General features: G+C 67.0%; 21 protein-coding genes and 1 pseudogene. 11 read left to right on the top strand and 11 right to left on the bottom strand.

Translation table 11 applies throughout. From position 1 onward, the window contains the following. Positions 1-27: 27 nt before the first annotated feature. Positions 28-1,032 carry an NAD-dependent epimerase/dehydratase family protein gene (locus ACQPZ2_RS17305; protein ID WP_433526476.1) on the bottom strand — a complete coding sequence of 335 codons (1,005 nt, stop codon included), beginning with the start codon at positions 1,030-1,032 and terminating at the stop codon, positions 28-30. Positions 1,033-1,279: 247 nt separating this feature from the next. Between ACQPZ2_RS17305 and ACQPZ2_RS17310 the strand changes: the two genes are divergently transcribed. Both ACQPZ2_RS17310 and ACQPZ2_RS17315 read left to right on the top strand, forming a co-directional pair. Next, positions 1,280-1,609 carry a type VII secretion target gene (locus ACQPZ2_RS17310; protein WP_063047225.1) on the top strand — a complete coding sequence of 110 codons (330 nt, stop codon included), beginning with the start codon at positions 1,280-1,282 and terminating at the stop codon, positions 1,607-1,609. After that, complete coding sequence (locus tag ACQPZ2_RS17315) at positions 1,606-3,222, top strand: hypothetical protein (protein ID WP_433526477.1); 1,617 nt, start codon at positions 1,606-1,608, stop codon at positions 3,220-3,222. The genes ACQPZ2_RS17310 and ACQPZ2_RS17315 overlap by 4 nt, the downstream gene beginning before the upstream one ends. 160 nt (positions 3,223-3,382) lie before the next feature. On the opposite strand, the gene ACQPZ2_RS17320 is transcribed toward ACQPZ2_RS17315, so the two are convergent. Beyond that, positions 3,383-3,904 carry a hypothetical protein gene (locus tag ACQPZ2_RS17320; RefSeq protein ID WP_433526478.1) on the bottom strand — a complete coding sequence of 174 codons (522 nt, stop codon included), beginning with the start codon at positions 3,902-3,904 and terminating at the stop codon, positions 3,383-3,385. Between the two features lie 63 nt (positions 3,905-3,967). Beyond that, positions 3,968-4,891 (bottom strand): KPN_02809 family neutral zinc metallopeptidase, encoded by a 924-nt coding sequence (gene ypfJ, locus ACQPZ2_RS17325; RefSeq protein ID WP_063047228.1) that lies wholly within the window; start codon positions 4,889-4,891, stop codon positions 3,968-3,970. 161 nt (positions 4,892-5,052) lie between these two features. On the opposite strand from ypfJ, the gene aspS reads away from it, so the two are divergent. Together aspS and ACQPZ2_RS17335 are read left to right on the top strand one after the other, a co-directional pair. Then, positions 5,053-6,855 carry an aspartate--tRNA ligase gene (gene aspS / locus ACQPZ2_RS17330; RefSeq protein ID WP_433526479.1) on the top strand — a complete coding sequence of 601 codons (1,803 nt, stop codon included), beginning with the start codon at positions 5,053-5,055 and terminating at the stop codon, positions 6,853-6,855. A gap of 65 nt (positions 6,856-6,920) precedes the next feature. Further along, on the top strand, positions 6,921-7,889 hold the full coding sequence (locus ACQPZ2_RS17335) for a DUF389 domain-containing protein (RefSeq protein ID WP_433526480.1): 969 nt from the start codon (positions 6,921-6,923) through the stop codon (positions 7,887-7,889). Between the two features lie 67 nt (positions 7,890-7,956). On the opposite strand, the gene ACQPZ2_RS17340 is transcribed toward ACQPZ2_RS17335, so the two are convergent. Then, entirely contained in the window at positions 7,957-9,174 is a 1,218-nt protein-coding gene (locus ACQPZ2_RS17340; RefSeq protein ID WP_433526481.1) for a hypothetical protein, read from the bottom strand. Between the two features lie 193 nt (positions 9,175-9,367). On the opposite strand from ACQPZ2_RS17340, the gene ACQPZ2_RS17345 reads away from it, so the two are divergent. Further along, a complete protein-coding gene (locus ACQPZ2_RS17345) occupies positions 9,368-10,537 on the top strand; it encodes a phosphotransferase family protein (RefSeq protein ID WP_433526482.1) in 1,170 nt (389 codons plus the stop codon). A gap of 149 nt (positions 10,538-10,686) precedes the next feature. Here the strand turns inward: ACQPZ2_RS17345 and ACQPZ2_RS17350 are convergent, their stop codons facing one another. The 3 genes from ACQPZ2_RS17350 to ACQPZ2_RS17360 form a co-directional block, all read right to left on the bottom strand. After that, positions 10,687-11,940, bottom strand: a complete 1,254-nt coding sequence (locus ACQPZ2_RS17350; protein WP_433526483.1) for an RNA polymerase sigma factor — start codon at positions 11,938-11,940, stop codon at positions 10,687-10,689. 4 nt (positions 11,941-11,944) lie between these two features. Next, a complete protein-coding gene (locus ACQPZ2_RS17355; RefSeq protein ID WP_433526484.1) occupies positions 11,945-12,292 on the bottom strand; it encodes a YciI family protein in 348 nt (115 codons plus the stop codon). A gap of 160 nt (positions 12,293-12,452) precedes the next feature. Continuing rightward, the gene (locus tag ACQPZ2_RS17360; protein ID WP_433526485.1) at positions 12,453-14,108 is read right to left on the bottom strand and encodes an alkaline phosphatase D family protein; all 1,656 of its coding nucleotides are present in this window, start codon (positions 14,106-14,108) and stop codon (positions 12,453-12,455) included. An 86-nt stretch (positions 14,109-14,194) separates the two neighbouring features. Between ACQPZ2_RS17360 and ACQPZ2_RS17365 the strand changes: the two genes are divergently transcribed. The 6 genes from ACQPZ2_RS17365 to ACQPZ2_RS17390 all read left to right on the top strand — a co-directional run bounded on the left by ACQPZ2_RS17365 (position 14,195) and on the right by ACQPZ2_RS17390 (position 21,761). Continuing rightward, positions 14,195-15,541: a replication-associated recombination protein A gene (locus ACQPZ2_RS17365; RefSeq protein WP_433526486.1), complete on the top strand. Its 1,347-nt coding sequence runs from the start codon at positions 14,195-14,197 to the stop codon at positions 15,539-15,541. A gap of 103 nt (positions 15,542-15,644) precedes the next feature. Continuing rightward, on the top strand, positions 15,645-18,311 hold the full coding sequence (gene alaS / locus ACQPZ2_RS17370) for an alanine--tRNA ligase (RefSeq protein WP_433526487.1): 2,667 nt from the start codon (positions 15,645-15,647) through the stop codon (positions 18,309-18,311). After that, the gene (gene ruvX / locus ACQPZ2_RS17375) at positions 18,311-18,844 is read left to right on the top strand and encodes a Holliday junction resolvase RuvX (RefSeq protein ID WP_433527448.1); all 534 of its coding nucleotides are present in this window, start codon (positions 18,311-18,313) and stop codon (positions 18,842-18,844) included. The genes alaS and ruvX overlap by 1 nt, the downstream gene beginning before the upstream one ends. Beyond that, a complete protein-coding gene (locus tag ACQPZ2_RS17380; RefSeq protein WP_433526488.1) occupies positions 18,841-20,415 on the top strand; it encodes an endolytic transglycosylase MltG in 1,575 nt (524 codons plus the stop codon). The genes ruvX and ACQPZ2_RS17380 overlap by 4 nt, the downstream gene beginning before the upstream one ends. A gap of 4 nt (positions 20,416-20,419) precedes the next feature. Beyond that, a complete protein-coding gene (locus tag ACQPZ2_RS17385) occupies positions 20,420-21,232 on the top strand; it encodes a shikimate dehydrogenase (protein ID WP_433526489.1) in 813 nt (270 codons plus the stop codon). A 46-nt stretch (positions 21,233-21,278) separates the two neighbouring features. Then, a complete protein-coding gene (locus ACQPZ2_RS17390) occupies positions 21,279-21,761 on the top strand; it encodes a B-4DMT family transporter (RefSeq protein WP_433526490.1) in 483 nt (160 codons plus the stop codon). Positions 21,762-21,971: 210 nt separating this feature from the next. On the opposite strand, the gene aroB is transcribed toward ACQPZ2_RS17390, so the two are convergent. The 4 genes and pseudogenes from aroB to ACQPZ2_RS17410 all read right to left on the bottom strand — a co-directional run bounded on the left by aroB (position 21,972) and on the right by ACQPZ2_RS17410 (position 25,806). After that, entirely contained in the window at positions 21,972-23,147 is a 1,176-nt protein-coding gene (gene aroB / locus ACQPZ2_RS17395) for a 3-dehydroquinate synthase (RefSeq protein ID WP_433526491.1), read from the bottom strand. A gap of 412 nt (positions 23,148-23,559) precedes the next feature. After that, positions 23,560-24,078 (bottom strand): annotated as a pseudogene (locus ACQPZ2_RS17400) (shikimate kinase); the annotation flags it as partial. Continuing rightward, positions 24,075-25,268 carry a chorismate synthase gene (gene aroC / locus ACQPZ2_RS17405; protein ID WP_433527449.1) on the bottom strand — a complete coding sequence of 398 codons (1,194 nt, stop codon included), beginning with the start codon at positions 25,266-25,268 and terminating at the stop codon, positions 24,075-24,077. The gene aroC and the pseudogene ACQPZ2_RS17400, both read right to left, overlap by 4 nt. A gap of 82 nt (positions 25,269-25,350) precedes the next feature. Continuing rightward, on the bottom strand, positions 25,351-25,806 hold the full coding sequence (locus ACQPZ2_RS17410; RefSeq protein WP_433526492.1) for a prepilin peptidase: 456 nt from the start codon (positions 25,804-25,806) through the stop codon (positions 25,351-25,353). Between the last annotated feature and the right edge of the window lie 47 nt (positions 25,807-25,853).

Genomic DNA, 25,853 nt, shown 5'->3' on the forward strand with positions numbered 1-25,853 from the left:
TCAGTCGAACATGTGTTCTAAAGAGTGTCAAGCGATCTGTCGGGTGTCGGACGCGGTGAGCTGCTTCGGATCGGTGAAGAAGGTGACCAGGTCGCGCACGGTTTCCTCGATGGGCCTCGGCTGATAGCCGATTTCGCGTTCCGCCTTGCCGTGGTCGACGATCGGGGCGGAGACCAATGCGCCGAGTGCGGCCTTCGACACGATGTCGGTCTTGAGCAGTTTGCCGATCGGTTCGAGCACCGGAATCAAGCCGTTGACGACCTTGGGTGAGATCGAGAACTTCGGTCCCTTCTTGCCGCCGCATTCCGCCGCGGTGCGACACAGGTCGAGCATCGAGATCATCGAACCGCCGAGCAGGTAGTTCTCGCCGGTTCGTCCCCGCTCCCCGGCCAGGATCAGGCCCTTCGCGACGTCGCGGACGTCGACCAGATCGAAGCCGCCGCCGATCATCGCGGGAACCCGGCCGCGGGCGGCGTCCTTGAGGGTGCGGTTGATCCTGGACAGCGGGGTGCTGTAGTCGAGCGGGCCGAAGACGCCGGTGGGATTGCAGATCACCGCGTCCAGGCCCTGCTCGATCACCTTGCGCAGTTCGATTTCGCCCGCCCATTTGGAGCGGTCGTAGACGGGCAGGCCGGGGTCGGTCGAGCGCGCCGAGGTCTCGTCGATGCGGCCGCCGCAGGTGTACTGGTTGAAGGCGTGGATGGAGCTTGCGTGCACCATGCGGCGCACGCCCAGATCCAGGGCCGCCTCGGCGACGACGCGCACACCCTCGGTGTTGACCTTCCATGCCAGGTCGTGCTGCTCGGCCAGGGTGATCACGGCGACGAGGTGGTAGACGATCTCCGCGCCGGCGAGCACGGTGCGCATGGATTCGGGGTCGAGCACATTGCCGGAGACCCAGGTGACGTTCGGGTCCGTCCGCTGCTCCGGAACGACGCGATCGATTGCTGTGACCTCGTGTCCTCGTTCGACCAGCAGGCTGAGCAGATTCGTGCCAAGGTAGCCGGCTGCGCCGGTCACTGCGACCTTCATGCGATCGAGAATATAGAACTTGTTCTAATTTGCAACCTGTTCCAGTTCCCTTCCGGTGGCCGCGTTGGGCTCGAAACTTGCCGGTGGGGTCCGCTATATTGAGCGCAACCGCAGCGGCGCCGGTACCGGCTCGCAGCTGCGCAGGGGCCCGATCGCAGCCGAGCTGCCGGTGCGGGCAGGGAGTAGATGTTGATCGACGCTATGAACACGGAACTACAGTTCACGACGATTTGGGGGGTGCAACTCGATGGCTGATCTCTCGGTGGAGACCGATGCGGTCCGAGCGTTCGCGGCGACCAATGCCGGGGTCGCCGGCGAGATCGCGGGAGCGGGCAATTTCGATGCCGTGCAGAACGTTGCGGCGCTGACGCCGGTATTCGGTTTGATCGGCGCCGATTATCTGTTGGCGTTCGCCGCGGCACAGGTGTTGCAGGCCAAGGACATCAATGATCTGTCGGCCAAATACGACAAGCTCTCGAAGTCCGCGTTCACGGCGGCCGGAGCGTTCGATACCACCGACTTCGGCAACGCGGGCGTACTGAAAGCGATCGCCGACCAGGTCGGAGGCGGGGCATGAGACCGATGGATACCGGCGCGACCGGCGTGATCGCACCCGATCAGCAGAGCGTGGCGATCGAAGAGGCCGTGATCGCGACCCAGAACACCGCCGTCGACGCACTGCAGAATGCGTCGCAGGGATTGAGCGATCTGTCGCTGCCGCAGTTGCCCGCGGATCTGCCGCCGATCGAGGCGCCCGAATTCGTGCTCGCGCGCAAGATCACCGAGGAATCGCCGCAGCTGGGGACCATACCGACGGGCATGCCGGGGCTCAACGGCAATTCGAACCCCGACGCGAGCGCGATTCTGTCCGGTGCGGTGCCCCCCGATGTGTCGCAGGCGCTTACCGATGCGCAGACCGCGATCAGCCATGCGGCCGCGCCGATGATGCAGGCGGCGCAGAGCGCGGCGCAACAGGCGCAGAGTGCGGTCAGCAGTGCGCTCGGTGGGGCGGGCAACCAGGGAGCTGCGGCGGCCGCGGCGGCGACGAATATTCCGTCCGATCCGGTCGCGGCGCTGATGCAGGGGCTGTCGATTCCCGGAATTCCCGGAATCGACACGCTGTTCCAGCCGATCCTGGAGCTCCTCAACAGCTTCGGCACCGGCGTCATCGGAGCCTTCGACCCGACCGCGATTCTCAGTCAGTCGTCCAAGATCATCGAGGCCGCGGTATCGGTCGGCAAGGGTGGTCTGCAGACTGTCGAGCAGCTGTGGCAGGGCCAGTCGTCCCGCGAGGCGCAGGCCGCCAGCAACACCGCGCAGACCCAGGGGCAGGACACCAGTCAGCGCGGTATCGATATCTCCGAACTCACCCAGCGCGCCGCGGCGGTGGTGCAGCAGGGCAATGCGCAGCTGTTGGGGATCGCGAGCGAATTCGCCACGCAGGCAACCGCACTCGTGCCGGTGGCGCTGACGCCACCCGGTCAGGCCGCGCTCATCGCTACCGCGACCGAACATCTTGGATCGGCCGTCGCGGTCGCCAACGTTACCCGCGGTGATCTGGCCGGGAAGACCGCCGAGCTGACCGGTCTGGTGAACCAGCTGCTCGGGACGAGCGGTCTGCCCGCGCCGCAGGAGGTCGCGCAGGCGGTCATGCAGAACATCGGTGAGCCGATCATGGAACAGGCGCAATCGGTCGCGCAGGATGCGTCGACCAATGCCGCCGGCCTGTTGGACGGTTCCAGCACCTCTGGTTCGCCGAGCACGTCCACGATGGCGGCATCGACCAATTCCGGGCACACTACCTCGGGGATCTCGGGCATGAGCGGCATCGGAAGCCGTTCCGGTTCGCCGAGCACATCGGGCTCGCCGTCGACGCAGAAGGTGACCGGCACGCCGGGCAGCGCCGTCTCGCCCATCAGCCGGGTCTCGGGCCTGTCCGGCACATCCTTGGGCACGGGTACGTCGACCAGCGCGGCGAGCTCGGGGAGCTCCTTCATGGGCGGCAGCCCCGGCGCCACCGGGCAACGCGGCGGCAACGACGACGAGCACACGCGCAATGTGGACCCGTACCAGAGCCGAACCGGCAACGACGACCTCACCGGGCCACTCGGTGAGTCCACCCCGGACGTCATCGGTGCGACCCACCCGGATGAACTGGTCAGCTCGGACTACGAACAGGACCAGTTCTAGTCCGAAAGAGTTCTCCAGTGCCCCCGCTCGAATTCGAACGGGGGCACTGGTGTTCCAGCTGTGTATATGTCCGAACGACGTTGCGGTACCTCAGGCCTGGCGTTTTACCGAAGCCCCGCAACGTTGCTCATGGCCGTCGCTACCGAGGTCGACAACCTGCTCAGTGGTCTCGGGTGAAGGCGTCGACGAGTTTGCGATAGAGGTCGGTGAAGCGTTTGCGGTTGGCTTGTTGGTCGGAGGTGAGGTTCTCGGTCGCGTCGGGGGCGTACATGAGGACATGGACGTCTTGGTCGGGCGGCGCAGGCATGAGGTCGATGATCTGAGTGCCCTGGTCGGTGGTGCTGGGCATGCCGAGGTCGAGCGCGGCAAGCGATTTGGTTTCCGCCAGCGCGGCATTCAGGACGTCGGTGGGGATGGTGCCGGAGAGCCGCTGCGGTGGGGTGTCGGCGGCGCGGGTGGTGGACGCGGCGTCGGGCTGTGCGACCGCGTGGCCGTCGGCGTAGATCTGCAGCACCGGGCGCAGGTCGACCCGCTCGGACCAACCGCTCGGGATGGTGGTGAGTGTCAGCAGTGCCGGGGCGGGCGGTTGTGGTGCGTCGGCAGTGGGTTCGGCCGAGGCGACACCCCAGCTACCCGCAAGTGCCGCGACGAGAAACAGCAGTGCCGACTTCGTTATCCGCATGAAATCCCTATCTACGCTGTGCCACAGTCCAACTGGCCTCGATTATCGATCATCCGTCGGCGATCAGCGTAAGGCCGACGGGTTGTTCAGGTCGGACGCCGAGTACGTATCGCACGCCTGGACCTGACCGGTTTTGTATCCGGTGAGGAACCATTTCTGGCGTTGGTCCGAGGAACCGTGGGTCCAGGCCTCCGGGTTGACGCGTCCCTGGGCGGCACGCTGGATCCGGTCGTCGCCGACGGCGGACGCGGCGGAGAGAGCGTCACGGATATCGTTGTCGGACAGAGGTTTCAGGAAGGGCTGATCGCTGCCGGGGGCAGGCTGTTTGTCGGCGAAGTGGGCCCAGATGCCCGCGTAGCAGTCGGCCTGGAGTTCGGTGCGCACCGCGCCGGATTCCGGTCCACGCGGATCCTGCTGGGCCCGACCGATATCGCCGAGCAGATTCTGGATGTGGTGGCCGACCTCGTGCGCCACCACGTACTCCTGGGCGAGCGGGCCGCCGCTGGAACCGAAGCGGTCGACCAGTTCCTGGAAGAAGGCGGTGTCGAAGTAGGCGGTCCGGTCGGCGGGGCAGTAGAACGGGCCGACCGCGCTGGTCGCATTGCCACAACCGGTCGAGACCGCGCCGGAGAACAGCACCAGCTTCGGCTTCGAATACTTCTTGCCGGTCTGCTGTGGCAGCTGTGCCGCCCACACCGCGTCCAGGCTCTGTGCGGTGAGCACCACCCGGCAGTCGACGTACTTATTGGCGTCCGCGCCGGTCTTGCAGTGCGCGGGCGTGCCCGCGGTGCCGGGCTGCACAGTGCTGCTCTCGCTGCCGTTCAACTGTCCGAGCAGCGAACTCGGATCCCCACCGAGCAACAGGCCGATTACCAGCAGGATGAGACCACCGGCACCACCGCCGAGGGCGAGCTTGCCGCCCATCCCGGGTCCACCGCCGGAAGAAGCCCGATCCGGGTCGATCTGGAGGCCTTCGTTGAAGGTCATCTGCTTCGCTTTCTCGTGTCCAAAACGCCTCGGTCATACCCTGCCGATACAGCTTCGCACGCGGGGCGGCGATATCGGTTTCCTCTCGGGATATGTGTCTCACTACGATGGCAACCGCACCGGATCGCCCTGCCGGTGTCACAATCGTCGAAAGGAATCCCGTGCTGCGCACCCACTTGGCTGGTTCGCTGCGAAGCGAGCACGCCGGTCAGACCGTCACCCTCACCGGCTGGGTGGCCCGGCGTCGTGACCACGGTGGCGTGATCTTCATCGATCTGCGCGATGCGTCGGGTGTGGCGCAGGCGGTGTTCCGCGAGGGCGAGCCCGCGGCGCAGGCGCACAAACTGCGCGCCGAATTCTGCGTGCGGGTCACCGGTGTGGTCGAGCAGCGGCCCGACGGCAACGAGAACCCGGAGCTGCCGACCGGTTCCATCGAGGTCAATGTCAGTGAACTCGAGGTGCTCAACGAGAGTGCGCCGCTGCCGTTCCAGCTCGACGAGCAGCCCGGTGACGAGGCCCGCCTCAAGTACCGCTACCTCGACCTGCGCCGCGAGGCGCCGGGTAAGGCCATCCGGCTGCGGTCGAAGGTCAACGCGGCCGCCCGAGCGGTGCTGGCCCATCATGAATTCGTCGAGGTCGAGACCCCGACGATGACCCGCTCGACGCCCGAGGGCGCCCGCGACTTCCTGGTGCCAGCGCGCCTTCAGCCGGGCAGCTTCTACGCGCTGCCGCAGAGCCCGCAGCTGTTCAAGCAGCTGCTGATGGTCGCTGGGGTCGAGCGGTACTACCAGATCGCGCGCTGCTATCGCGACGAGGACTTCCGCGCCGACCGCCAGCCCGAATTCACCCAGCTCGACCTCGAGATGAGCTTCGTGCGCCAGGAGGACGTGATCCTCGTCGCCGAAGAGATCCTGGAGGCGCTGTGGAAGCTGGTCGGCTACGAGATCCCGTTCCCGATTCCGCATATGACCTACGCGGAGGCGATGCGCCGCTTCGGTAGCGATAAGCCGGACCTGCGCTTCGGTGTCGAGATCACCGAATGCACCGAGTACTTCAAGGAGACCCCGTTCCGGGTGTTCCAGGCGGAGTACGTGGGCGCGGTCGTGATGCCCGGTGGCGCGAGTCAGCCGCGGCGTCAGCTCGACGCCTGGCAGGAGTGGGCCAAGCAGCGCGGCGCCAAGGGGCTGGCGTATGTGCTGGTGCAGGAGGACGGCACGCTCGGCGGTCCGGTCGCCAAGAACCTCAGCGAATCCGAGCGCGAGGGCCTGGCCAAGCATGTCGGCGCGGTACCGGGTGACTGTGTGTTCTTCGCCGCCGGTCCGGCCAAAGCGCAGCGCGCGCTGCTCGGTGCGGCGCGTGGCGAGATCGCGCGCAAATGCGGTCTGATCGATGAGAACGCGTGGGCGTTCGTGTGGATCGTGGATGCGCCGATGTTCGAACCCGCCGCCGAGGCGACCGCGAGTGGCGATGTGGCACTTGGTCATTCGGCGTGGACGGCGGTGCACCACGCATTCACCTCGCCCAAGCCGGAGTCGCTGGACACCTTCGACACCGACCCGGGCTCGGCGCTGGCCTACGCCTACGACATCGTCTGCAACGGCAACGAGATCGGTGGCGGCAGCATCCGTATCCATCGCCGCGATGTGCAGGAGCGAGTCTTCAAGGTGATGGGCATCGGGCACGACGAGGCGCAGGAGAAGTTCGGCTTCCTGCTCGACGCGTTTTCCTACGGCGCCCCGCCGCACGGCGGCATCGCCTTCGGCTGGGACCGGATCACCGCGCTGCTGGCTGGCATGGATTCGATCCGCGAGGTCATCGCCTTCCCGAAGACCGGTGGCGGTGTGGATCCGCTGACCGATGCGCCCGCGCCGATCACCGCGCAGCAGCGTAAGGAAGCGGGACTGGACTTCAAACCGGAGAAGAAGAAGGACGAGGGCGGCGACGTGGGTCGCGCTTCGGAATAGCGCGGGCTGCCGCTGGAACGGTACTTTCTGGTCAGTTTCATGGATGCTGACCACAAGGGGTTCCAGTGCTGCACTTGCGCATGATCAGCCCGCCCGAACTCACCGACAAGGTGATGGCGGTGCTGAGTGCCGACCCGGGCGTCACGCATGTCACGCTGGCGCGTGGTGTCGCCGTCGAGCCCGTCGGTGATCTGATCCAGGCCGATGTCGCGCGTGAGGCCGCCAATGATGTGCTCGCCGATCTGACCACGCTCGGCATCAAGCACACCGGCGGCATCACGCTCGGCCCCGTCGAGACGGTGATCTCCGATGCTGGTGAGCGGGCGATCGAGGAGGCTCCGGGCGATCCGACCGATGCGGTGGTGTGGGAGGAACTGCTCGCCCAGACCCATGAGGAGTCCGCGCTGACGCTGACCTTCGTCGCCTTCCTCACCATCGCCTGCCTGCTCGCGGCCGTCGGCGTGGCCACCGACTCGCCGGTGACGATCGTCGGCGCGATGGTGGTCGGGCCGGAATTCGGGCCACTGGCAGCCTTTTCGGTGGGGCTGTGGCGGCGCGATTTCCAGCTCGCCCGAAAATCGGCGGTCGCGCTGCTGGTGGCATTTCCGATGGCGATGGTCATCACACTGTTGGCGACCTTGCTGTGGGAGCAGTTCGGCTGGATCACGGTGACCGGTGTGGAAACCATCGAGAATGTCGACTTCATTTATGAGGTCGGGCCGTTCTCATTGGTGGTCGCGCTGTTGGCTGGTGCAGCGGGGATGCTGGCGGTGGTCACCGCGAAATCGGCGGCACTGGTCGGGGTGTTCATCTCGGTGACCACCGTGCCCGCGGCCGGCTTCGCGGTAATCGCGGCAACTCTGGGGGAGTGGCATATCGCATTCATGTCGGCGGGGCAGCTCGCGGTGAACCTGGCGGGCATCGTCACGGCCGGGGTGCTCGTGCTGGCGCTGCGCCCGCGTGCGGGTAGCGAAGGGGGACCGATCGCCCGGTTCAAGCAGTGGTGGTGGATGCGGTCACTGCCCTCGAAGTGACCGCCGATTCTGTTGCGGGGCTGATGTTCCGGTGCGCTGGGAGCGGACGCGCCGAGCGCACCGGAGGCTAGGATACGGACACGGTGCCGCCGGTGAGTGCCCGGTAGGCGTAGGTCACCGCGATCGTGCACACCGGTCCGGCGACCAGCAGGCCGAAGCCACACAGCAGGGTGGCGACAAAGGTGATGACCAGTACGGCGAGGCCGAGTAGCAGCACCTGCCCGATATTGGCGATGACCAGCGTCGCGCTGGACTTGATCGCGTCGAACGGACCCTGCTCTTGATCGACGACGAAGTGCAGCGAGAACATGCACAGGAATCCGGCGATCAGACCGGGCACGAAGCACAGCGCCGCGCCGATCCAGGTGAGCACGAAGGCGAGCAGTGCTGTCAAGAGGACATTGCCCGCATTCACGAAATGGAAGTAGGACGCGAAAGTTGGTTTGTTGCCGTCGGTTTCATACAGAGCGCCGCGGATCATGGCGGCCTGCAGCAGCCAGATCGCGACCATGACCGCGAGGAAGATCAGCAACAGACTGAACAGCGAATTCGGTTGCACGGCCTGGACGATGAGCACGAAGGCGAGATAGATGATCACGCCGATCGCGGTAACGGCCAGCCAGGGGCCGAAATTCGCGCGGAACTTCTCCCAGCCGTAGCTCAGGGCATTGCCGACATCGAGGGTCGTCGGCACGCCGGGGGCGGATTGGTAGCCGTAGGTCGGCGCGCCGGGCTGAGCGCCGGGAGGCATTGCGCCAGGGGGCGGCATCGTGCCGGCCGGTTCGAAGCCGGGTTGCGTTGCGCCGGGAGGTACAGCACCGGGGGGCATGGTGCCGGGCTTCGCCATGCCGGGCGCTGCTGCGCCGGCCGGATCGATGCCGGGTTGCATTGCGCCCGGAGGGATCGCTCCAGCAGGCGTTGCGGTAGCTCCGGGCGGCGTCGTGCCAGGAGGCATCGTTGCAGGATGTGCCCAGCCGGGACCGGTTCCCGGTGGGCCGTAGCTCGGTTGTCCCGGTTGTCCGGGCGCGCCGACCGGCGGTGGCGGCTCCACGGGTTCACTGCCGTACTGCGCCGCGCCGGGACCCTCGAACTGTGGGTAGCCCGCGGGTCCGGCCATCTCGTGCCTACTGTGTCCGGTGCTGGTTTCCGTCGGTTGCGGATCGGGGCTTTCGTGCTGACCCGGATGGGCGGCGAACTGTTCGCTGTCACCTTCGTCGGGCGCGCCGCCGCTCGGTTCGGGCGAGCCAGTTGGTTCGTTCGGCTTGGGCGACGGTGAGTCGGACATTGTCTGCAGACCTTTCGACGCAACTGGTTTGCGGTGTGGCGCACGGCAGTTGACGATGAGAAAACCGGACAGCCGCAATGGTGTCAAGCAACCAGCGCCCGTTCCGCAACCTTGACGCAGACACGCCGAGCGACGCGGAAAGGTTGTGTAACCGCTCGCTAGAAGTGACCCGGTGCGAGTAGCTTGATTAGCGATGACCGCACTATTGGCCGAACGCGCCGCCGAAGTCGTGTCCGCAGCACAGCAGTTGCTCACAAAGCGAATGGGTGCTCCGGTAAAGCTGAGCGATCCGATGGAACTCAGCGGTAGTGGTAGGACGACGGTCCTACGCGTGCGTGTTTCAGAGAACGCCTTCTCCCTGCCCCGGACGCTCATCGTCAAGCAGGTTCGCGGATCCGCGGCGGACCGCACGACGGGTGGTCTTGCGCCCGGCGTCGCCAGCATCGACTCAGCGTTTCTACGCGAGGCCGTGTCGTATCAGTTCACTACCGCGCTCAGCCGCGAACAGCGACCGGGCGCATACCTGATCGCGCACAGCCTCCCGGACCGGCTGCTCGTCCTGAGTGATCTCGGGGAGAACGCCCGGATGACGCAGGTGCTGCAATCCGGTGCGGAACCGGCGACGCGCAACGGGCTCATGGCCTTCGCACAGGCGCTGGGCCGGATGCATGCGGCAACCGTCGGGCGCGAAGCGGATTTTGTCGCCCTGCTGCGCCGGGTGGATGTGGTGCACCGGGTCGACGGCATCGCGCAACAGGCCGAGGCCGCTATCTCCGAGGTGCCCGGCATGCTGCAGCGTGAACTCGGTATCGAGGTGCCCGGTGAGATCGCCGAGCGGATCGTTCGAGGCAATCGCCTGTTCTCCGCGGGTCGCTTCCGCGCATTCAGCCCCTCGGACCTGTGCCCGGACAACGTCATCCTCAACGAAGAGGGCGCACGCTTCCTCGACTACGAATGGGGCGGCTACCGCGACGCCACTCTCGACATCGCCTACGCGCTGGTGTCCTTCCCCGGCTGCCTGTGCGACTTCGAACTGTCCCGCGAGCGCGCCAAGCAAATGGTCGAAGCGTGGCGCGCCGAGGTCGTCGGCGTCTGGCCCGCCCTGGCCGACGACGCCGTACTCGCCGAACGTATCCTGGAAGCCCGCCTCATCTGGGTCTGGCTCACCACCTACTGGTTCCTGCCCGCCGACCACACCCGCATCGCCGCCGCCCGCGAACACGGCCTCTCCGTTCCGCGCTCGGAAGCCCTGATCAATCGCTGGGCCGCCCTGGCCGAAGACGCGCGCTGCACCGGCGACGACGCGGTCGGGGATTTCGCCGAGGATGTGTCGGCCATGCTCGAAGAGCGCTGGTCGGAATAGGTTTCGGGTCCACCGGGGCGCCTCGGCCGGGTCGAGGGAACCGAACTCCAGCGTCGATGTGGGGCGTCATCGAAGGTGGTGAAATGGTGGGTCGACATGCCGACGGCAACCACCCTTTGACTACCGTCGACGAGAAGTCCCGAGCAGGGTCAGCGGGTGAGGTCGGATAGGCGGGATTCGAGGTGGGCTCGCTCAATGGTGTTTTCGGTTAGGAGTAGAGCGGATTCGTAAGCTCGGGCTGCTTCGGTAGTGCGGCCCAATTGGGTCAGAAAGGCCGCGCGGGACGCTTCGAGGTAGCCGTAGGTGGCGAGGGACGGTTCGGCGGCGAGCGCGTCGAGGAGGGCGAGCGCTCGGCTCGGATTGCCGGAAAGGCCCACTGCTACCGCGTGATTGAGGCGCGCCACTGGTGCGGGCCAGATCCGGAGCAGGAGTACGTACAGACCGGTGATCTCACGCCAGTCGGTGTCCGCCCAGGACGGTGCCTCGTCGTGGACGGCGGCGATAGCCGCCTGCAGGGTGTACCGATCCGTATGTGGCAGAGCGGTTTTCACCAAGGCAATACCCTCGGCGATAGCCGCGCGATCCCAGCGGGAGCGGTCTTGGTGTTCGAGAGTGCACAGGCGCCCTTCGGTATCCACTCGGGCGGCGCGGCGCGCGTCGGTGAGCATGATCAGGGCTAGGAGGCCGGTGACGGAAGGGTCGTCCGGGACGAGCGCATGCATCATTCGCGCAAGTTGGAGTGCCCGATCGACCAGATCGGCACGCACCAGCGCGTCACCCGACGGCGCGGTGTGACCGGTGGTGAACAGCAGGTGGATGACCGCGCAGATGGCATCCAGCCGGTCCGGGAGTTCGCGCACCGACGGCACCCGATACGGAATGCGTGCCACCGCAATCTTCTTCTTGGCGCGCGTGATTCGGGCCGCCATGGTCGATTCGCTGGTGAGGAAGGCGCGGGCGACCTCGGCGGTGGTGACACCACAGACCAGGCGCAGGGTCAGCGCCACCCGGGCCTCGCGGGCCAGTGCCGGGTGGCAGCAGGTGCTGATCAGGCGCAACCGGTCGTCGGGAATGGCCGATGCCGAATCCAGTTCCGCGAGTGCGAGATCGGCGGTGTCGTCGGCCTGGTCGGTGATCAGCATGGGCAGTGCGCGCTGCATGGTCGAATCGCGGCGCAGCAGGTCGAGGCCGCGGCGGCGGGCGACGGTGGTCAACCAGGCGCCGGGCTTGGCGGGAACGCCGTGCGCGGCCCACTCGGTGAGTGCCCGAGTGTAGGCGTCCTGCACGCATTCCTCGGCGAGGTCGAAATCGCGGACCAGCCGTACCGTCGTGGCGAGCACGAAGGCCCATTCGCGACGGTGCGCCTGGTCGACGGCGGCAGCCGCATCGGTATCGATCGGCACAGGGCTAGTCGAAGGTCATGATCGGGCGCACCTCGACGCCGCCGAATCGGGCGGGCACCTGCTTGGCCACTGCGATCGCGGCGTCCAGATCCCCGGCCTCGATCAGGTAGTAGCCGCCGAGCGCCTCCTTGGCCTCGGCGAACGGGGCGTCGGTCACGGTGAAATCGCCGTCGTCCTTCTGCCGGATGGAGGTGGCGGTGGCGGTCGGCTGGAGTGCGTTGCCGCCCTGCACGGCGTCGCCCGCGATCTCCTGGAAGGTCACGTGCGACTGGTAGACCTCACCCATGACCTGCTCCGATGCGGTCGCGTACGCGTTTTCGTCCTCGTAAATCAGCACCAGGTACTGGCTCATGATCTCGCTCCTTCGGGTTGCGCCGGCCCGCCGATCGGGCCGTCGTATTCGTTCCGACGATCGAGCTCGACGGAAATCGACAACCTTGCGCGAGAAAAATTCTGCTCCTGGAATCGCGTGGAGTCTCGCAAGTCGTGCCGATGCGGACCTGCCCGAGCGATCAGGCGACCGGTCCCGGGCGTGGCTCGACGCGTCCACCCGAACGAACGGCGAACGAAGCACCGTGACGCACGCCGGAATCGGGATCGGCGACGTCGGTGACATAGAACCAGTCCATCTGCGCCTGCGCCGGGGTGACCTCCAGGACGCCGTAGCCGTGCGACTCCATCTCGACATACCGCAGATGCCGATTCATCCCCTTGACGGACTCCTCGACCGTGACAGCGACCGTGCGCGGCGGCGCCTTCAGCAGCTCGCCGAGACTCGACGAGGTCACCGACGGGACCACGAATTCCGCGCCCACCGTCGGCCCACCCGGATAGTTCGCCGGGTCGACGGGCAGGTCGGCGGCCCACGAGGAGTGGATATCGCCGGTCAGGAAGACGACGTCGCCGACCTGCTGATCGGCGATCGACTGGAACAGTGTGCGACGGTCGGTGGTGTAGCCGTCCCACTGGTCGGCGTTGGCCGGAACGCCGGAGCGCGGCACACCCACCATGGTCGTGATGGCCTCCGTGGTCGCCGGTTCCAGCGGCGGGAACACCAGCGGCGCGATCATCACCGAATTGCCGACGAGCTTCCACTGCACCGGCGCGGACGCCAAACCGGCAGTGAGCCACTCCATTTGAGCCTTGCCGGTGATGGTGCGCGCCGGATTGTCGACCTCGCGCCAGCCCGCGACTGGTTCGACCTCGTGATCGCGGTAGCTGCGCAGGTCGAGCATGGACAACTCGGCGAGGTTGCCGAAACGCAGCCGTCGATAGATCTGGACGTCGGCCCCTGAACTGCTCGCCCGGACCGGCATCCACTCGAGATAGGCGCGGGCCGAGGCGGCGCGGCGCTGCTGCCAGTCGCCCTCGGCGGCCGGATCGTGGTTGTTCGCACCGCCGGACCACGCATTGTCCGCGAATTCGTGATCATCCCAGGTGCAGATGAACGGCACCCGCGCGTGCAGCGCGAGCAGATCCGGATCGGTCTTGTACTGCGCGTGCCGAATGCGATAGTCGGCCAGGGTGACGATCTCATCGGCGGGCTCGTGTGGACGCACCGCGCCGCTGCGCCCGCCGTATTTGCCGCGGCCGTATTCGTAGATGTAGTCGCCGAGGTGCACGATCGCGTCGAGGTCGGTGCGATCGGCCAGATGCCGGTACGCGCCGAAGTATCCCGCCTCCCAGTTCGAGCAGGACACCACGCCGAAGCGCAGGCGATCGACCGCCGCGGAAGTGGCCGGAGCCGTTCGGGCGCGGCCGACGGGGGAGTGCACGCCGAATGCGGTGAAGCGGTAGAAGTACGCGCTGCCTGGCTGCAGATCGGTCACATCGATCTTGACTGTGTGATCGTAATCCACTGTGGCCGTGGCCATTCCGGATGCGATCACGGATGCGAAGCGCTCATCGGCGGCCAGTTCCCAGCGCACCGCGGCGGATTCGCCGATGCCGGAACCGGGCATCGCGTCGTCGGAAACGGTGACACGAGTCCAGATGATCACGCTGTTCGGCAGCGGATCACCCGAGGCGACGCCGTGACGGAATACCGGTCCCTCGGCGCGTGCGGGCGTGGCGACCGCGAATGCGGCGACAGTCGCCGCGGCACCACCCTCGAGCAGAGTGCGTCGAGCGAAAGGCTCGGAATCCGGAACGACGACGTTTTCAGCCACGGCTGCGATCACAGCCGATCCACGGTCGGCGAGGCAAATCGGCACACGACCCGGAGCTGTCGGTGCTCCTCGGTAACGTGCTCGGTGTGAGCGAAGGCTTATTCGACGTGCCCGGCGACGAGGTGCCGACCGGACACTCCATCGACAGTGTGGTGCGCCGCGATGCCGGTGCGCCGCTGGCGGTGCGGATGCGCCCCGCGACATTGGACGAGGTGGTCGGCCAACAGCATCTGCTCGGGCCCGGTTCGCCGCTACGGCGGTTGATCGAGGGGTCCGGCGCGGCATCGGTGCTGCTGTACGGACCGCCGGGAACCGGAAAGACGACGCTGGCGTCGCTGATTTCGCAGGCCACGGGTCGGCGCTTCGAGGCGCTGTCGGCCTTGTCGGCCGGGGTGAAGGAAGTGCGCGCGGTCATCGATGTGGCCCGCCGCCGTCTCACCGCCGGCGAGCAGACCGTGCTGTTCATCGACGAGGTGCACCGCTTCTCCAAGACACAGCAGGACGCGTTGCTGGCCGCGGTGGAGAACCGGATCGTGCTGCTGGTCGGCGCGACAACCGAGAATCCGTCGTTCTCGGTGGTCTCGCCGCTGCTGTCGCGCTCGCTGGTGCTGCAATTGCAGTCGCTCACCACCGCCGATATCCGGCTGGTGCTCGATCGGGCGCTCGCGGACCCGCGTGGTTACGGCGGCGCGTACACGGTGACCGAGGCCGCGCTCGAGCACATTGTGCGGATCGCGGGCGGTGACGCGCGCCGGGCGCTCACCGCGCTGGAGGCATCGGCGGAATCCTCGTTGGACGGCACCGTCGATGTGGATCTGGTCGAGGCCAGCGTGGACAAGGCGGCCGTGCGCTACGACCGTGCCGGTGACCAGCACTACGACGTGGTGAGCGCCTTCATCAAATCCATTCGCGGCTCGGATGTCGATGCGGCACTGCACTACCTGGCCCGCATGCTCAGCGCGGGTGAGGATCCGCGCTTCATCGCCCGCCGCCTGGTGATTTCGGCGAGCGAGGATATCGGCATGGCCGATCCGATGGCGCTGCAGACCGCGGTCGCGGCCGCGCACGTCGTGCAGCTGATCGGCATGCCCGAGGCCCAACTCACCCTGACCCACGCGACGATTCACCTGGCCACCGCCCCCAAATCCGGTGCCGTGCCCGCCGCGCTCGGCGCCGCCCTCGCCGACATTTCGGCAGGTAAGGCGGGGGCGGTCCCGGCACATCTGCGCGACGGCCACTACGCGGGAGCCGCCGCCCTCGGTAACGCCCAAGGCTACAAATACCCGCACGACGACCCGGACGGCGTGCTCGCCCAACAGTATCCACCCGACGAAATCGTCGGCCGCGACTACTACACCCCGACCGATCACGGCGTCGAACGCGATATCCAACGCCGCGTCGAGAAGCTGCGCAGAATCGTCCGCGGACGATAACGCTCACTTCGCCGCAGACCGGTTCCGGGTCGGCCCCGTGAGCGGAGGTGGACCACCCGGTCGCTGAAAAAGGGGATGCGGGGCACCGGTAGGCTGGATATTTGTGCAGACCCACGAGATCCGACGGCGATTCCTGGACCATTTTGTCCGTGCCGGACACACCGAGGTGCCCAGTGCCTCGCTGATCCTGGCCGACCCGACCCTGTTGTTCGTCAACGCGGGCATGGTTCAGTTCAAGCCGTATTTCTTGGGTCAGGAGGCGCCGCCGTTCCCGCGCGCGACCAGTGTGCAGAAATGCGTCCGCACCGGTGATATCGAAGAGGTCGGCGTCACCACCCGGCACAACACCTTCTTCCAGATGGCGGGCAACTTTTCCTTCGGTGACTACTTCAAGGAGGGCGCCATCACCCTCGCCTGGGAGTTGATCAGCAAGTCGCAGGAGGACGGCGGCTACGGCTTCGATCCCGAGCGGATCTGGGTGACGGCCTACGAATCCGATCCGGAGGCCGCCGAGATCTGGCACCGGGTCGCGGGCATCCCGAAGGAGCGGATCCAGTTCCGCGACGGCAAGGACAACTACTGGGATATGGGTGTGCCCGGCCCGGGCGGCCCGTGTTCGGAGATCTACTACGACCGCGGCCCCGAATACGGTAGGGACGGCGGCCCGGTCGCCGACGAGGACCGCTACCTGGAGATCTGGAATCTGGTCTTCATGCAGGACATCCGCGGTGAGCAGAGCCCCAAGCTCGGCTACCCGCCGGTCGGATCGCTGCCCAAGAAGAATATCGATACCGGCATGGGCGTCGAGCGTATCGCGCTGCTGCTGCAGGGCGTCGACAACGTCTACGAAACCGACCTGCTGCGCCCGATCATCGATAAGGCCGAGGAGCTGACCGGCCGGTCCTACGGTGTCGAACACGAGGACGACCGCCGCTTCCGCGTCATCGCCGACCATGCCCGCACCTCGGCCATGCTGATCGCCGACGGCGTCAACCCGGGCAATGAGGGCCGTGGCTATGTGCTGCGCCGCCTGCTGCGCCGCATCGTGCGCTCGGCCCGGCTGCTCGGCGCGGACAAGCCGGTGATCGGCGAATTCATGAAGGTCGTCAGCGAGCTGATGTCGCCGTCGTATCCGGAACTGGCCACCGACTTCGCGCGGATCGAGAATGTCGCGGTCGGTGAGGAGACCGCGTTCCTCAAGACGCTCAATACCGGCTCCCGGCTGTTCGCCGATGCCGTCGATGAGGTCGCGGCCAAGGGCGGCAAGACGATTCCGGGTTCGGACGCCTTCAAACTGCACGACACCTACGGCTTCCCGATCGAGCTGACCCTGGAGATGGCGGCCGAGGCCGGACTGTCGGTCGACGAGGAGGGCTTCCGCTCGCTCATGGCCGAGCAGCGGAAGATGGCCAAGGAGGATGCGCAGGCGCGCAAGCACGGACATGCCGACCTGTCCATCTACAAGGAGTTGGTCGACCGCGGCGCAACGGAATTCACCGGCTTCGACGAGCTGACCTCCGAGGCGCACGTCCTCGCGCTGATCGCCGACGGTGTCCGGGTGCCGACCGCCACCATCGGCCAGGACGTCGAGGTGATCCTGGACCGCAGCCCGCTGTATGCGGAGTCCGGTGGTCAGATCGCCGATCGCGGCACCATTACGGCGCAGGGCCTCAAACTGCGCGTCAACGATGTGCAGAAGATCGCCAAGAAGCTGTGGGTGCACAAGACCACGGTCGAACAGGGCCAGATCACCGAGGGCGATGTCGTACTCGCCCAGGCCGATCCGGCCTGGCGCCACGGCGCCACCCAGGGCCACTCCGGCACGCATATGGTGCACGCCGCGCTGCGGCAGGTGCTCGGCCCGAACGCCGTGCAGGCCGGTTCGCTGAACAAGCCCGGCTATCTGCGCTTCGACTTCAACTGGCAGGGCCAGCTCTCCGAACAGCAGAAGGCTGATATCGAGGCCGTCTCCAATGACGCGGTCGGCTCGGACTTCCCTGTGAACACCTTCGTCACCGATCTGCCCAAGGCCAAGCAGATGGGTGCGCTCGCGCTGTTCGGCGAGAACTACGGCGACGAGGTGCGCGTGGTGGAGATCGGCGGACCGTTCTCGATGGAGCTGTGCGGTGGTACGCACGTACAGCATTCCTCACAGATCGGCCCGATCACCGTGCTCGGCGAATCGGCGATCGGTTCCGGTAAGCGACGTGTGGAGGCCTTCGTCGGCCTGGACTCGTATAAGTATCTGGCGAAGGAGCGTGCGCTGCTGGCCGGTGTCGCGTCCTCGCTGAAGGTGCCTTCGGAGGAGGTGTCCGCGCGCGTCGAGCAGCTCGTGGAGCGGCTGAAGGTGGCCGAGAAGGAGCTCGAGCGCACCAAGATCGCCACGGTGCTCGCTTCCGCGGCCAAGTTCGTGGACGAGGCCGAGCGGGTCGGCAGCGTGCTGCTGGTGGCCGCGGCCGCGCCCGAAGGTGTCACCGCCGGTGACCTGCGCACCCTCGCCACCGATATCCGCGGCCGGTTCGGCACCGAGCCCGCGGTCGTCGTACTGCTCGGCAATGCCGATGGCAAGGTGCCCTTCGTCGTTACGGTCAACAAGAGCGCGCAGGATCTCGGCTTCAAGGCCGGAGACCTGGTCGCCAGCTTCGGCCCGAGCATTTCCGGTCGCGGCGGCGGCAAGCCGGAGATGGCGCAGGGCGCCGGTTCGGATCCCTCGGGTATCGAAGTCGGTCTGGCTTCGGTCCGTGCCCGGGTGGCTGAACTCGCCGGGTGATGGGCGACTCGGAGAGTCATCGTCCCTCACCCGACACCGATCCCGGCCGCGGCAGGCGGATCGGCATCGATGTCGGCAGTGTCCGAATCGGGGTCGCTTCCAGCGACCCGGACGGCATGCTCGCCACGCCCGTGGAAACGGTGGCGCGCGCGAAGCCGAATAAGCGCGCGCCCGGACCGGCAAGTGACATTTCCAGAATTGCCGAAATTGTGCGGGAATACGAGGCCGTCGAGGTCATCGTCGGCCTGCCGCGGACATTGCGCGGGGAAAAAGGGACCGCAGCTGACGCGGCAATGGTGTTCGCGGAACGTTTGCGCGCAGTCATAGCACCCGTGCCTATCCGACTTTCCGACGAACGTTTGACTACGGTGTCAGCTGCACGTGCATTGCGGGACAGTGGAGTTCGCGCGCGTGGCCAGCGGCAGGTGATCGATCAGGCGGCCGCCGTAGCGATCCTGCAGGGATGGTTGGACGAACGGAGTGCGGTGTTGAAGTCGGCCGAAGCGGCGTCTGATTCCGGAGACGGTGCATGACGGATCGATGGGCGCGAGCCGAGGAACGTTTCCGTCAGCGCGAGGCTGAGCGGCGTTACCGGCGAAACGACCAGGCATGGGAGGACTACGACGACGACACCACTGTCATTCCGCGCTATACCGACGAAGATCACGACGAGGTACTCGCGGCCGAGCGTTCGCGGCGTGCGACCCAGCGTGCCGAGCGCGCCGAGCGCGCCGAACCGCGGCGTGGGTGGCCACAGCGGACCGAGGGAGCGGAGCCGCGGCGGGCGCGCGGTGACGGGCTGGGTGGCGGACGCTCCGGTGCCGCGTCCGGGCGCGCCAGGTCCGAGCGCGGCGGGAGTCGGACAGACGAGGAGCGTGCGGAGTCCCGCTCGGAGCGTCGGCGCAGTGCGCCCTCGCGGGGACGACGGTCCCGGGCGGCCTCCCGCAAGGCCGCCGAGCGCAAGAAGCGCCGCCGGAATCTGTGGCTGATCGGTGCGCTGTTCGTGGCGCTGTTCGCCGGTGCCGCGGTATTCGCGGGGATGAAAGTGGTCAAGATGTTCGGCGCGCCCGAGGACTTCGCGGGTCCGGTCGGACCGCTGGTGGTGGTTCAGGTCCATCCGGGCGATACGTCGAACCAGATCGCGGAGGAGATGCACAACAAGGGCATCGTCGCGAGCAGTGAGGCCTTCTTCCAAGCGGCCGTGCGCAATTCGAATATGAATTCGGTGCAGCCCGGCTACTACGCGATCCCGAGTCACAGCCCGTCCACCCAGGCGGTGACGGCACTGCTCGGCAAGAGTTCGCGGGTCGGCAATCTCGTCGTCTCCGAGGGACGGCAGCTGCACGACCAGCAGGACGTGAATACCGGCTCGCGCAAGGATGGCATCTACCGCAAGATTGCCGATGCCAGCTGCGTCGGCACCGGTACGAATCAGAAATGCATCACCTACGACCAGCTCGACGCCGCCGGTGCGGGTGCGGATCTGAACGCCCTCGGCGTGCCGAGCTGGGCCGAGCAGCGGGTGCGTGACGTACCCGATCGCACCAGGCAGCTGGAAGGTCTTATCGCCGCGGGGACCTGGGATTTCGATCCCAGTGGTACGCCGGATCAGATTTTGAAGCAGCTGGTGAGCGCGAGTGCGCGCAGTTACGAGTCGACCGGTCTGCTGCAGTCCGGAGCCGAGACGAAGCTGAATCCGTACCAGACCCTGATCGCCGCCTCGCTGGTGGAACGCGAGGCGCTGCCGCAGGATATGGGCAAGGTGGCGCGGGTGATCGTGAACCGGCTCGCGGACAACCAGCCACTGCAGTTCGACTCGACGGTGAACTACGCACTGGACCGCACCGAGGTCGCGACCACCGACGCCGACCGTGCCAAGCGCACGCCGTGGAACACCTACGCCATGCCGGGACTGCCTGCGACCCCGATCTCCGCGCCATCGTTGAATGCGATGCGCGCCGTCGAGAATCCGGAGCCGGGGACATGGTTGTACTTCGTGACTGTGGACAAACAGGGGACCACCTTGTTCACCGAGAGCTACAGCGAACATCTGCGCAATATCGAAAAGGCCAGGCAGAGCGGAATTCTCGACAGTGGGCGGTGAGGCGATGACGGAAACCCGCAAGGCGGCCGTGCTCGGTAAGCCGATCGCGCATTCGCGGTCGCCGCAGCTGCATCTGGCGGCCTACCGTGCGCTCGGGCTCGATTGGACCTATGAGCGGATCGAATGTTCGGCCGAGCAGTTGCCCGGTCTGGTCGATGGGCTCGGACCGGAATGGGTCGGGCTTTCGGTAACCATGCCGGGTAAAGAGGCCGCGCTGGCATATGCGAGCGAACGCACCGAACGGGCGGTGCTGGTGGGCTCGGCGAACACCTTGATTCGGATCGGCTCGCAGGGTTGGCGTGCCGACTGCACCGACGTCGACGGTGTGCTCGGCGCGTTGCGCGGCGGTGGTGTCGGCGAGTTGGCCGAGGCCGTCGTACTTGGTGCGGGTGGAACCGCGCGTCCGGCGCTGCTCGCATTGTCCGAACTCGGTGCGAAGGCGGTGACCGTCGTCGCCCGCGATGCCGGAAGGGCGCGCAACGCTGTGGACCTCGCTGAGCAACTCGGTATGACCACCGCCGTGATCGGATTCGACAAGGACGCATTGCGCGCGGCGTGCGCGGATGCCGGTGCCGTGGTGAGCACGATCCCGGCCGAGGCGGCCGCGGTTGTCGCCGAGGCGGTGGCGGCAGCCCCGGTGGTGCTCGACGCGATCTACAACCCGTGGCCGACGCCGCTGGCTGTTGCGGTCGCGCGGGCGGAGCACACCGTGGTGGGCGGGCTGGAGATGCTGCTGAACCAGGCCTACGGGCAGGTCGAACAGTTCACCGGCCGCCCGGCTCCGCACGCGGAAATGGCCGCGGCGATAAATCTGTAACCGGTTCTCATTTGGATCCGGCCGACTCGAGGCTATGGTGTTGACCATGAATGGTTGGGTGTTGCGGGCCATCGGGCTCGGTGCGCTGGTCGTTTTCCTGCGTGCCGCGTTGGGATTCGCGATGGTGTACTGGCCGACCCAGGGCAGTTGGATGCGACCGCTGTGCCTGGTGGTGCTGCTCGCCGCGGTGGTGTTCTGGGGTGTGCTGGATGGCCGCAAGGACCGTGAGGTCCATCCGGATCCGGAGCACGGCTCCGACCTCACCATCCTGTGGCTGAAGACCGCGGCTGCCGCGGGGCTGGGCAGCGGTTTGGTTTCGTGGCTGCTGGACTGGCTGCCCCGCTTCGATCTCGGCGATAACGGCCTGCTCTTCGAGCTGACTGCGGGCGCGTCCTTCATCATCCTGCTGGTCTTCATTCCGGGCCTCATCGGCATCGGCATCGGCCGCATCATCGCCGACCGCCAGATCAACAAGTCTGCTGATCGGTCATCACCCCAGGCGCCGGGCGCCGCCGCGACTCCTGCGTAGCCGCTGGCGAATTCGATTGGAGGCGACCCTCCGGCCGTATCGGCCGGAGGGTCGCCTTCGATTTTCCAGATGTGCCGCAGCCCTGCTCAGGTGCTCAGTTCGCCCATCCAGCGGGCGGGCCGATGCCGTCGGCACTGTGCCTGCGGCCGAGATCGTGACGCAAAACCGGCGCAACCGACCGAATCGGATGCGCCGCTTCGCTGTTCGCGGCTACAGCAGGATCGCGCCGCTGCTGGCGCTGTCCTCGCGGGCGATCGCCGAGTAGGCGGCGGCCAGCAGGGTGAGGTCCGGGCCTTCCAGGCGGCCGGGCTTGGCGAGGCCGTCGAGGACCACGAAGCGCAGCACACCGGAGCGGGTCTTCTTATCGGTCTGCATGGCATCGAGGAGTTGTGGGAGGGCGTCGGCGTCGTAGCTGGTCGGGAGGCCGACACTGGCGAGGACGCTGCGATGGCGGTCGGCGGTGGCATCGTCGAGGCGACCGGCGAGTCGGCCGAGTTCGGCGGCGAAGACCAGACCCACCGAAACGGCCGCACCGTGCCGCCAGCGGTAGCGCTCACGGCGCTCGATGGCGTGGCCGAGAGTGTGGCCGTAGTTGAGGATCTCGCGCAGGCTGGCTTCCTTGAGATCGGCGGCAACGACATCGGCCTTCACCTGGATGGCGCGGCGGATCAATTCGGGCAGCACATCGCCGGTCGGGTCGAGTGCGGCCTCCGGATCGCGCTCCACCAAGTCCAGGATCACCGGGTCGGCGATGAAACCGGCCTTGATGATCTCGGCCATACCCGCGACGATCTCGTTGCGCGGCACCGTCTCCAGGGTCGCCAGATCCACCAGTACCGCGGCCGGTTCGTGGAAGCTGCCGACGAGATTCTTACCCGCCTCGGTATTGATACCGGTCTTACCGCCGACGGCCGCGTCGACCATGGCCAGCAGCGTGGTCGGCACATGCACGATATGCACCCCGCGCATCCAGGTGGCGGCGACGAATCCGGTCAGATCGGTCGCCGCACCGCCGCCGAGCGATACCACCACGTCATTGCGGGTCAGGCCGATGCGGCCGAGCACCTCCCAGCAGAACCCGGCCACCGCCAGGTCCTTACCCGCCTCGGCATCCGGGATTTCGACGCGGTGCGCATCGATACCCTTGTCGGCCAACGCCTTGCGCACCACCTCGGCGGTTTCGGCCAGCGGCGGCTGATGGAAGATCGCGACTGTGCGCACGCCGGTAGTCGCGCCGACGACCGACTCGACGAGCTCGTCGAGCAGGCCGCGGCCGATGATCACCGGATACGGATCGGCGGTGCGGACCTCGATGCGACTCGGCTCGGTCGGGCTGGTCGGCTGCTGCTCAGCTGGGCTGATGGGTCGCTCGCTTCGCTCACTCACGTGTACTCGGCTCCGATTCTGTGCGTGCTGATTGTTTGAGCGCTCGCGCGCGGGCGCGACGGGCCCGGGTCCGGCGGGACCGGCTTCCGGGTGTCGCTGGGTCACCGGATCCTTCGGAACCGGCACGGCCATTGGCGATTTTGCCGGTGGGCTTGGGGCGATCGACTGTTGCGGTATCGGTCGTGATCCGGCCGGCCGCGGTGATCTTGCCGGTGGGCTCGAGCCGCTCGGTCGCCGCGGATTCGGTGCCATCCGCCTGTGCGGCGGCGGCCCGGCGACGTGCGGCGGCACGGGCCCTGGCCGCGCGCCGGGCTCGGGATCTATTGCTGCCCTGCGGTTTCGGCGCTACGACATCCGGTGTAGTTCCGCTCGTGTCGGGCTCCGCTTCTTGCGGCAGTACCGATTCCATGCCGAGCTTCGCCATGATCATCCGCACCACGCGACCCGGACTGCGACCGTCGGTGCGCACCCGCACCGTGGCGACCTCCCGGTACAGCGGTCTGCGCTTGCGCATCAGCTCGCGATACTTCGCACCCGGATCCGCACCGTTGAGCAGCGGTCGCTGCGTACTCGCACCGGTGCGCCGAAGTCCTTCGGCCACACTGATTTCCAGATAGACCACGGTGCGATTGCGCAGCAGCGCCCTGGTGTCCTCGGACAGCACGGCACCACCGCCGAGGGAGACCACACCGCGTTCGGCGAGGATGGCGCGGCGCACCACCTGCTCCTCGATCCGGCGGAATTCCGGTTCGCCGTCCTCGGTGAAGATTTCCGGGATGCTGCGTCCGGTCTCGCGCTCGATTCCGGCATCGGTGTCGTAGAGCTCGACACCGAGTTCCCTGGCGAGCTTGCGGCCGATCGTCGACTTCCCCGCCCCCGGCGGTCCGACCAGCACCACGCGCGGTGCGCGCGGATCGGACTGCACGATCATTGCGGCACGTGTGGTCGGGTGCGGATGCGCTTGACGTAGCTGGTGATGTTGTCGACGGTCTCGACCAGTGAATCACCGCCGAACTTCTCCAGCGCGGCCTGCGCGACGACCAGCGCGACCATGGTCTCGGCGACCACACCCGCGGCGGGCACGGCACAGACATCCGAGCGCTGGTGGATGGCGACGGCCTCCTCGCCGGTGGTCATATCGACCGTGGACAGCGCGCGCGGCACCGTCGAGATCGGCTTCATCGCGGCGCGCACGCGCAGCGGCTCGCCATTGGTCATACCGCCCTCGAGACCACCGGCACGGTTGGTCGAGCGCAGCACGCCGTCCGGTCCCGGCTTCATCTCGTCATGTGCCTGGCTGCCGCGACGGCGCGCGGTTTCGAAACCATCGCCGACCTCGACGCCCTTGATCGCCTGAATTCCCATGAGCGCGCCCGCGAGCCGCGAATCCAGCCGATCCGCGCCGCTGATGAACGAACCCAATCCAACCGGTAGCCCGTCCACGACCACCTCGACCACACCACCCAGAGTGTCGCCGTCCTTCTTGGCGGCCTCGATCTCGGCGATCATCGCGGCCTCGGCGTCCTTGTCGAACGCGCGCACCGGACTCTCGTCGATCGCGGCCAGGTCGGCGGCAGTCGGCACGATGCCGGTGGTGTTGGCGGCAGTGCCGATCGAGACGACATGCGAGATGACCTCGACGCCGAAGGCCTGGCGCAGGAAATTCCTGGCGACCGTGCCCGCCGCGACGCGCGCCGCGGTCTCGCGGGCGCTGGCCCGCTCCAAGACATTGCGGGCGTCGTCGAAGTTGTACTTGAGCATGCCCGAGTAGTCGGCATGGCCGGGCCGCGGCCGGGTCAGCGGTGCGTTGCGGGCCAGGTCGGCGAGTTCGTTCTCCTCCACCGGATCCGCGGACATGACCGTCGTCCACTTCGGCCACTCGGAGTTCGCGATCTCGATGGCCACCGGTCCGCCCATGGTGTGTCCGTGCCGCACTCCGCCGATGACGGTGACCTTATCGGCCTCGAACTTCATCCGGGCGCCGCGCCCGTACCCGAGCCGACGGCGCGCCAACTGTGCGGAGATCTCGTCGGACGTCACCTCGACACCGGCCACCATCCCCTCGAGGATGGTGACAAGAGCGGGACCATGGGATTCTCCGGCAGTTATCCAGCGCAACACGCTGTCCATCTTCCCATGTCGACGGGGGTGCTCCGGCACACGGCCCGCCGTGATGACCGGCACGGCGGCGTCGCGGCATCGGCTAGCCATACGCCGCCGCCAGGCTCAGCACCGTCGCGACGCACATAGCGGGCCCGTGGGGGAGCGCATGCGGTCCGGCCCGATCAGCACCGGACCGAATCCGCCAGTGGGCCAATACGGCGAGCCCGAATGCCGCAGTCAGTGCAGGTGCAACGAGCGCCGCCCGCACCCATACCTGCGCGCCACCGAGCGCCGCGACCGCGCCCAGCCCGACGGCCAGCTTCACATCACCCGCGCCGAGTGTGGCCGGTGCGATCAAGTGCACCAATAAATATGGCACCGCCAACAAGATCGAACCGACCATCGCGGCTCTGAATTGTGTTGTGAACAGCGCATATCCGAAGATGATCAGCGCGCCGGAGGCGGTGAGCACATTGGGCAGTCGGCGCTGCCGGATATCGAAGACGGTGAGCACCGAGCACCAGGCCAGTAGCACGGCAAAAGCGATGGGGGACATGGCTTTCAGCCTCGTCCGCCCTGGTCGCGGATGCAGCCCCCGATTCG

It is taken from the genome of Nocardia pseudovaccinii, assembly GCF_050942345.1.
Taxonomy (GTDB): domain Bacteria; phylum Actinomycetota; class Actinomycetes; order Mycobacteriales; family Mycobacteriaceae; genus Nocardia; species Nocardia pseudovaccinii.

Excerpts from the sequence above, each read along its gene's own strand:
- ACQPZ2_RS17340 (WP_433526481.1), bottom strand. The coding sequence starts at position 9,174 with ATGTCCGACTCACCGTCGCCCAAGCCGAACGAACCAACTGGCTCGCCC.
- ACQPZ2_RS17345 (WP_433526482.1), top strand. The coding sequence starts at position 9,368 with ATGACCGCACTATTGGCCGAACGCGCCGCCGAAGTCGTGTCCGCAGCA.
- ACQPZ2_RS17385 (WP_433526489.1), top strand. The coding sequence starts at position 20,420 with ATGACGGAAACCCGCAAGGCGGCCGTGCTCGGTAAGCCGATCGCGCAT.
- ACQPZ2_RS17380 (WP_433526488.1), top strand. The coding sequence starts at position 18,841 with ATGACGGATCGATGGGCGCGAGCCGAGGAACGTTTCCGTCAGCGCGAG.
- ruvX (WP_433527448.1), top strand. The coding sequence starts at position 18,311 with ATGGGCGACTCGGAGAGTCATCGTCCCTCACCCGACACCGATCCCGGC.
- ACQPZ2_RS17410 (WP_433526492.1), bottom strand. The coding sequence starts at position 25,806 with ATGTCCCCCATCGCTTTTGCCGTGCTACTGGCCTGGTGCTCGGTGCTC.
- ACQPZ2_RS17320 (WP_433526478.1), bottom strand. The coding sequence starts at position 3,904 with ATGCGGATAACGAAGTCGGCACTGCTGTTTCTCGTCGCGGCACTTGCG.
- ACQPZ2_RS17355 (WP_433526484.1), bottom strand. The coding sequence starts at position 12,292 with ATGAGCCAGTACCTGGTGCTGATTTACGAGGACGAAAACGCGTACGCG.
- ACQPZ2_RS17310 (WP_063047225.1), top strand. The coding sequence starts at position 1,280 with ATGGCTGATCTCTCGGTGGAGACCGATGCGGTCCGAGCGTTCGCGGCG.
- ACQPZ2_RS17315 (WP_433526477.1), top strand. The coding sequence starts at position 1,606 with ATGAGACCGATGGATACCGGCGCGACCGGCGTGATCGCACCCGATCAG.
- ypfJ (WP_063047228.1), bottom strand. The coding sequence starts at position 4,891 with ATGACCTTCAACGAAGGCCTCCAGATCGACCCGGATCGGGCTTCTTCC.
- ACQPZ2_RS17390 (WP_433526490.1), top strand. The coding sequence starts at position 21,279 with ATGAATGGTTGGGTGTTGCGGGCCATCGGGCTCGGTGCGCTGGTCGTT.
- ACQPZ2_RS17305 (WP_433526476.1), bottom strand. The coding sequence starts at position 1,032 with ATGAAGGTCGCAGTGACCGGCGCAGCCGGCTACCTTGGCACGAATCTG.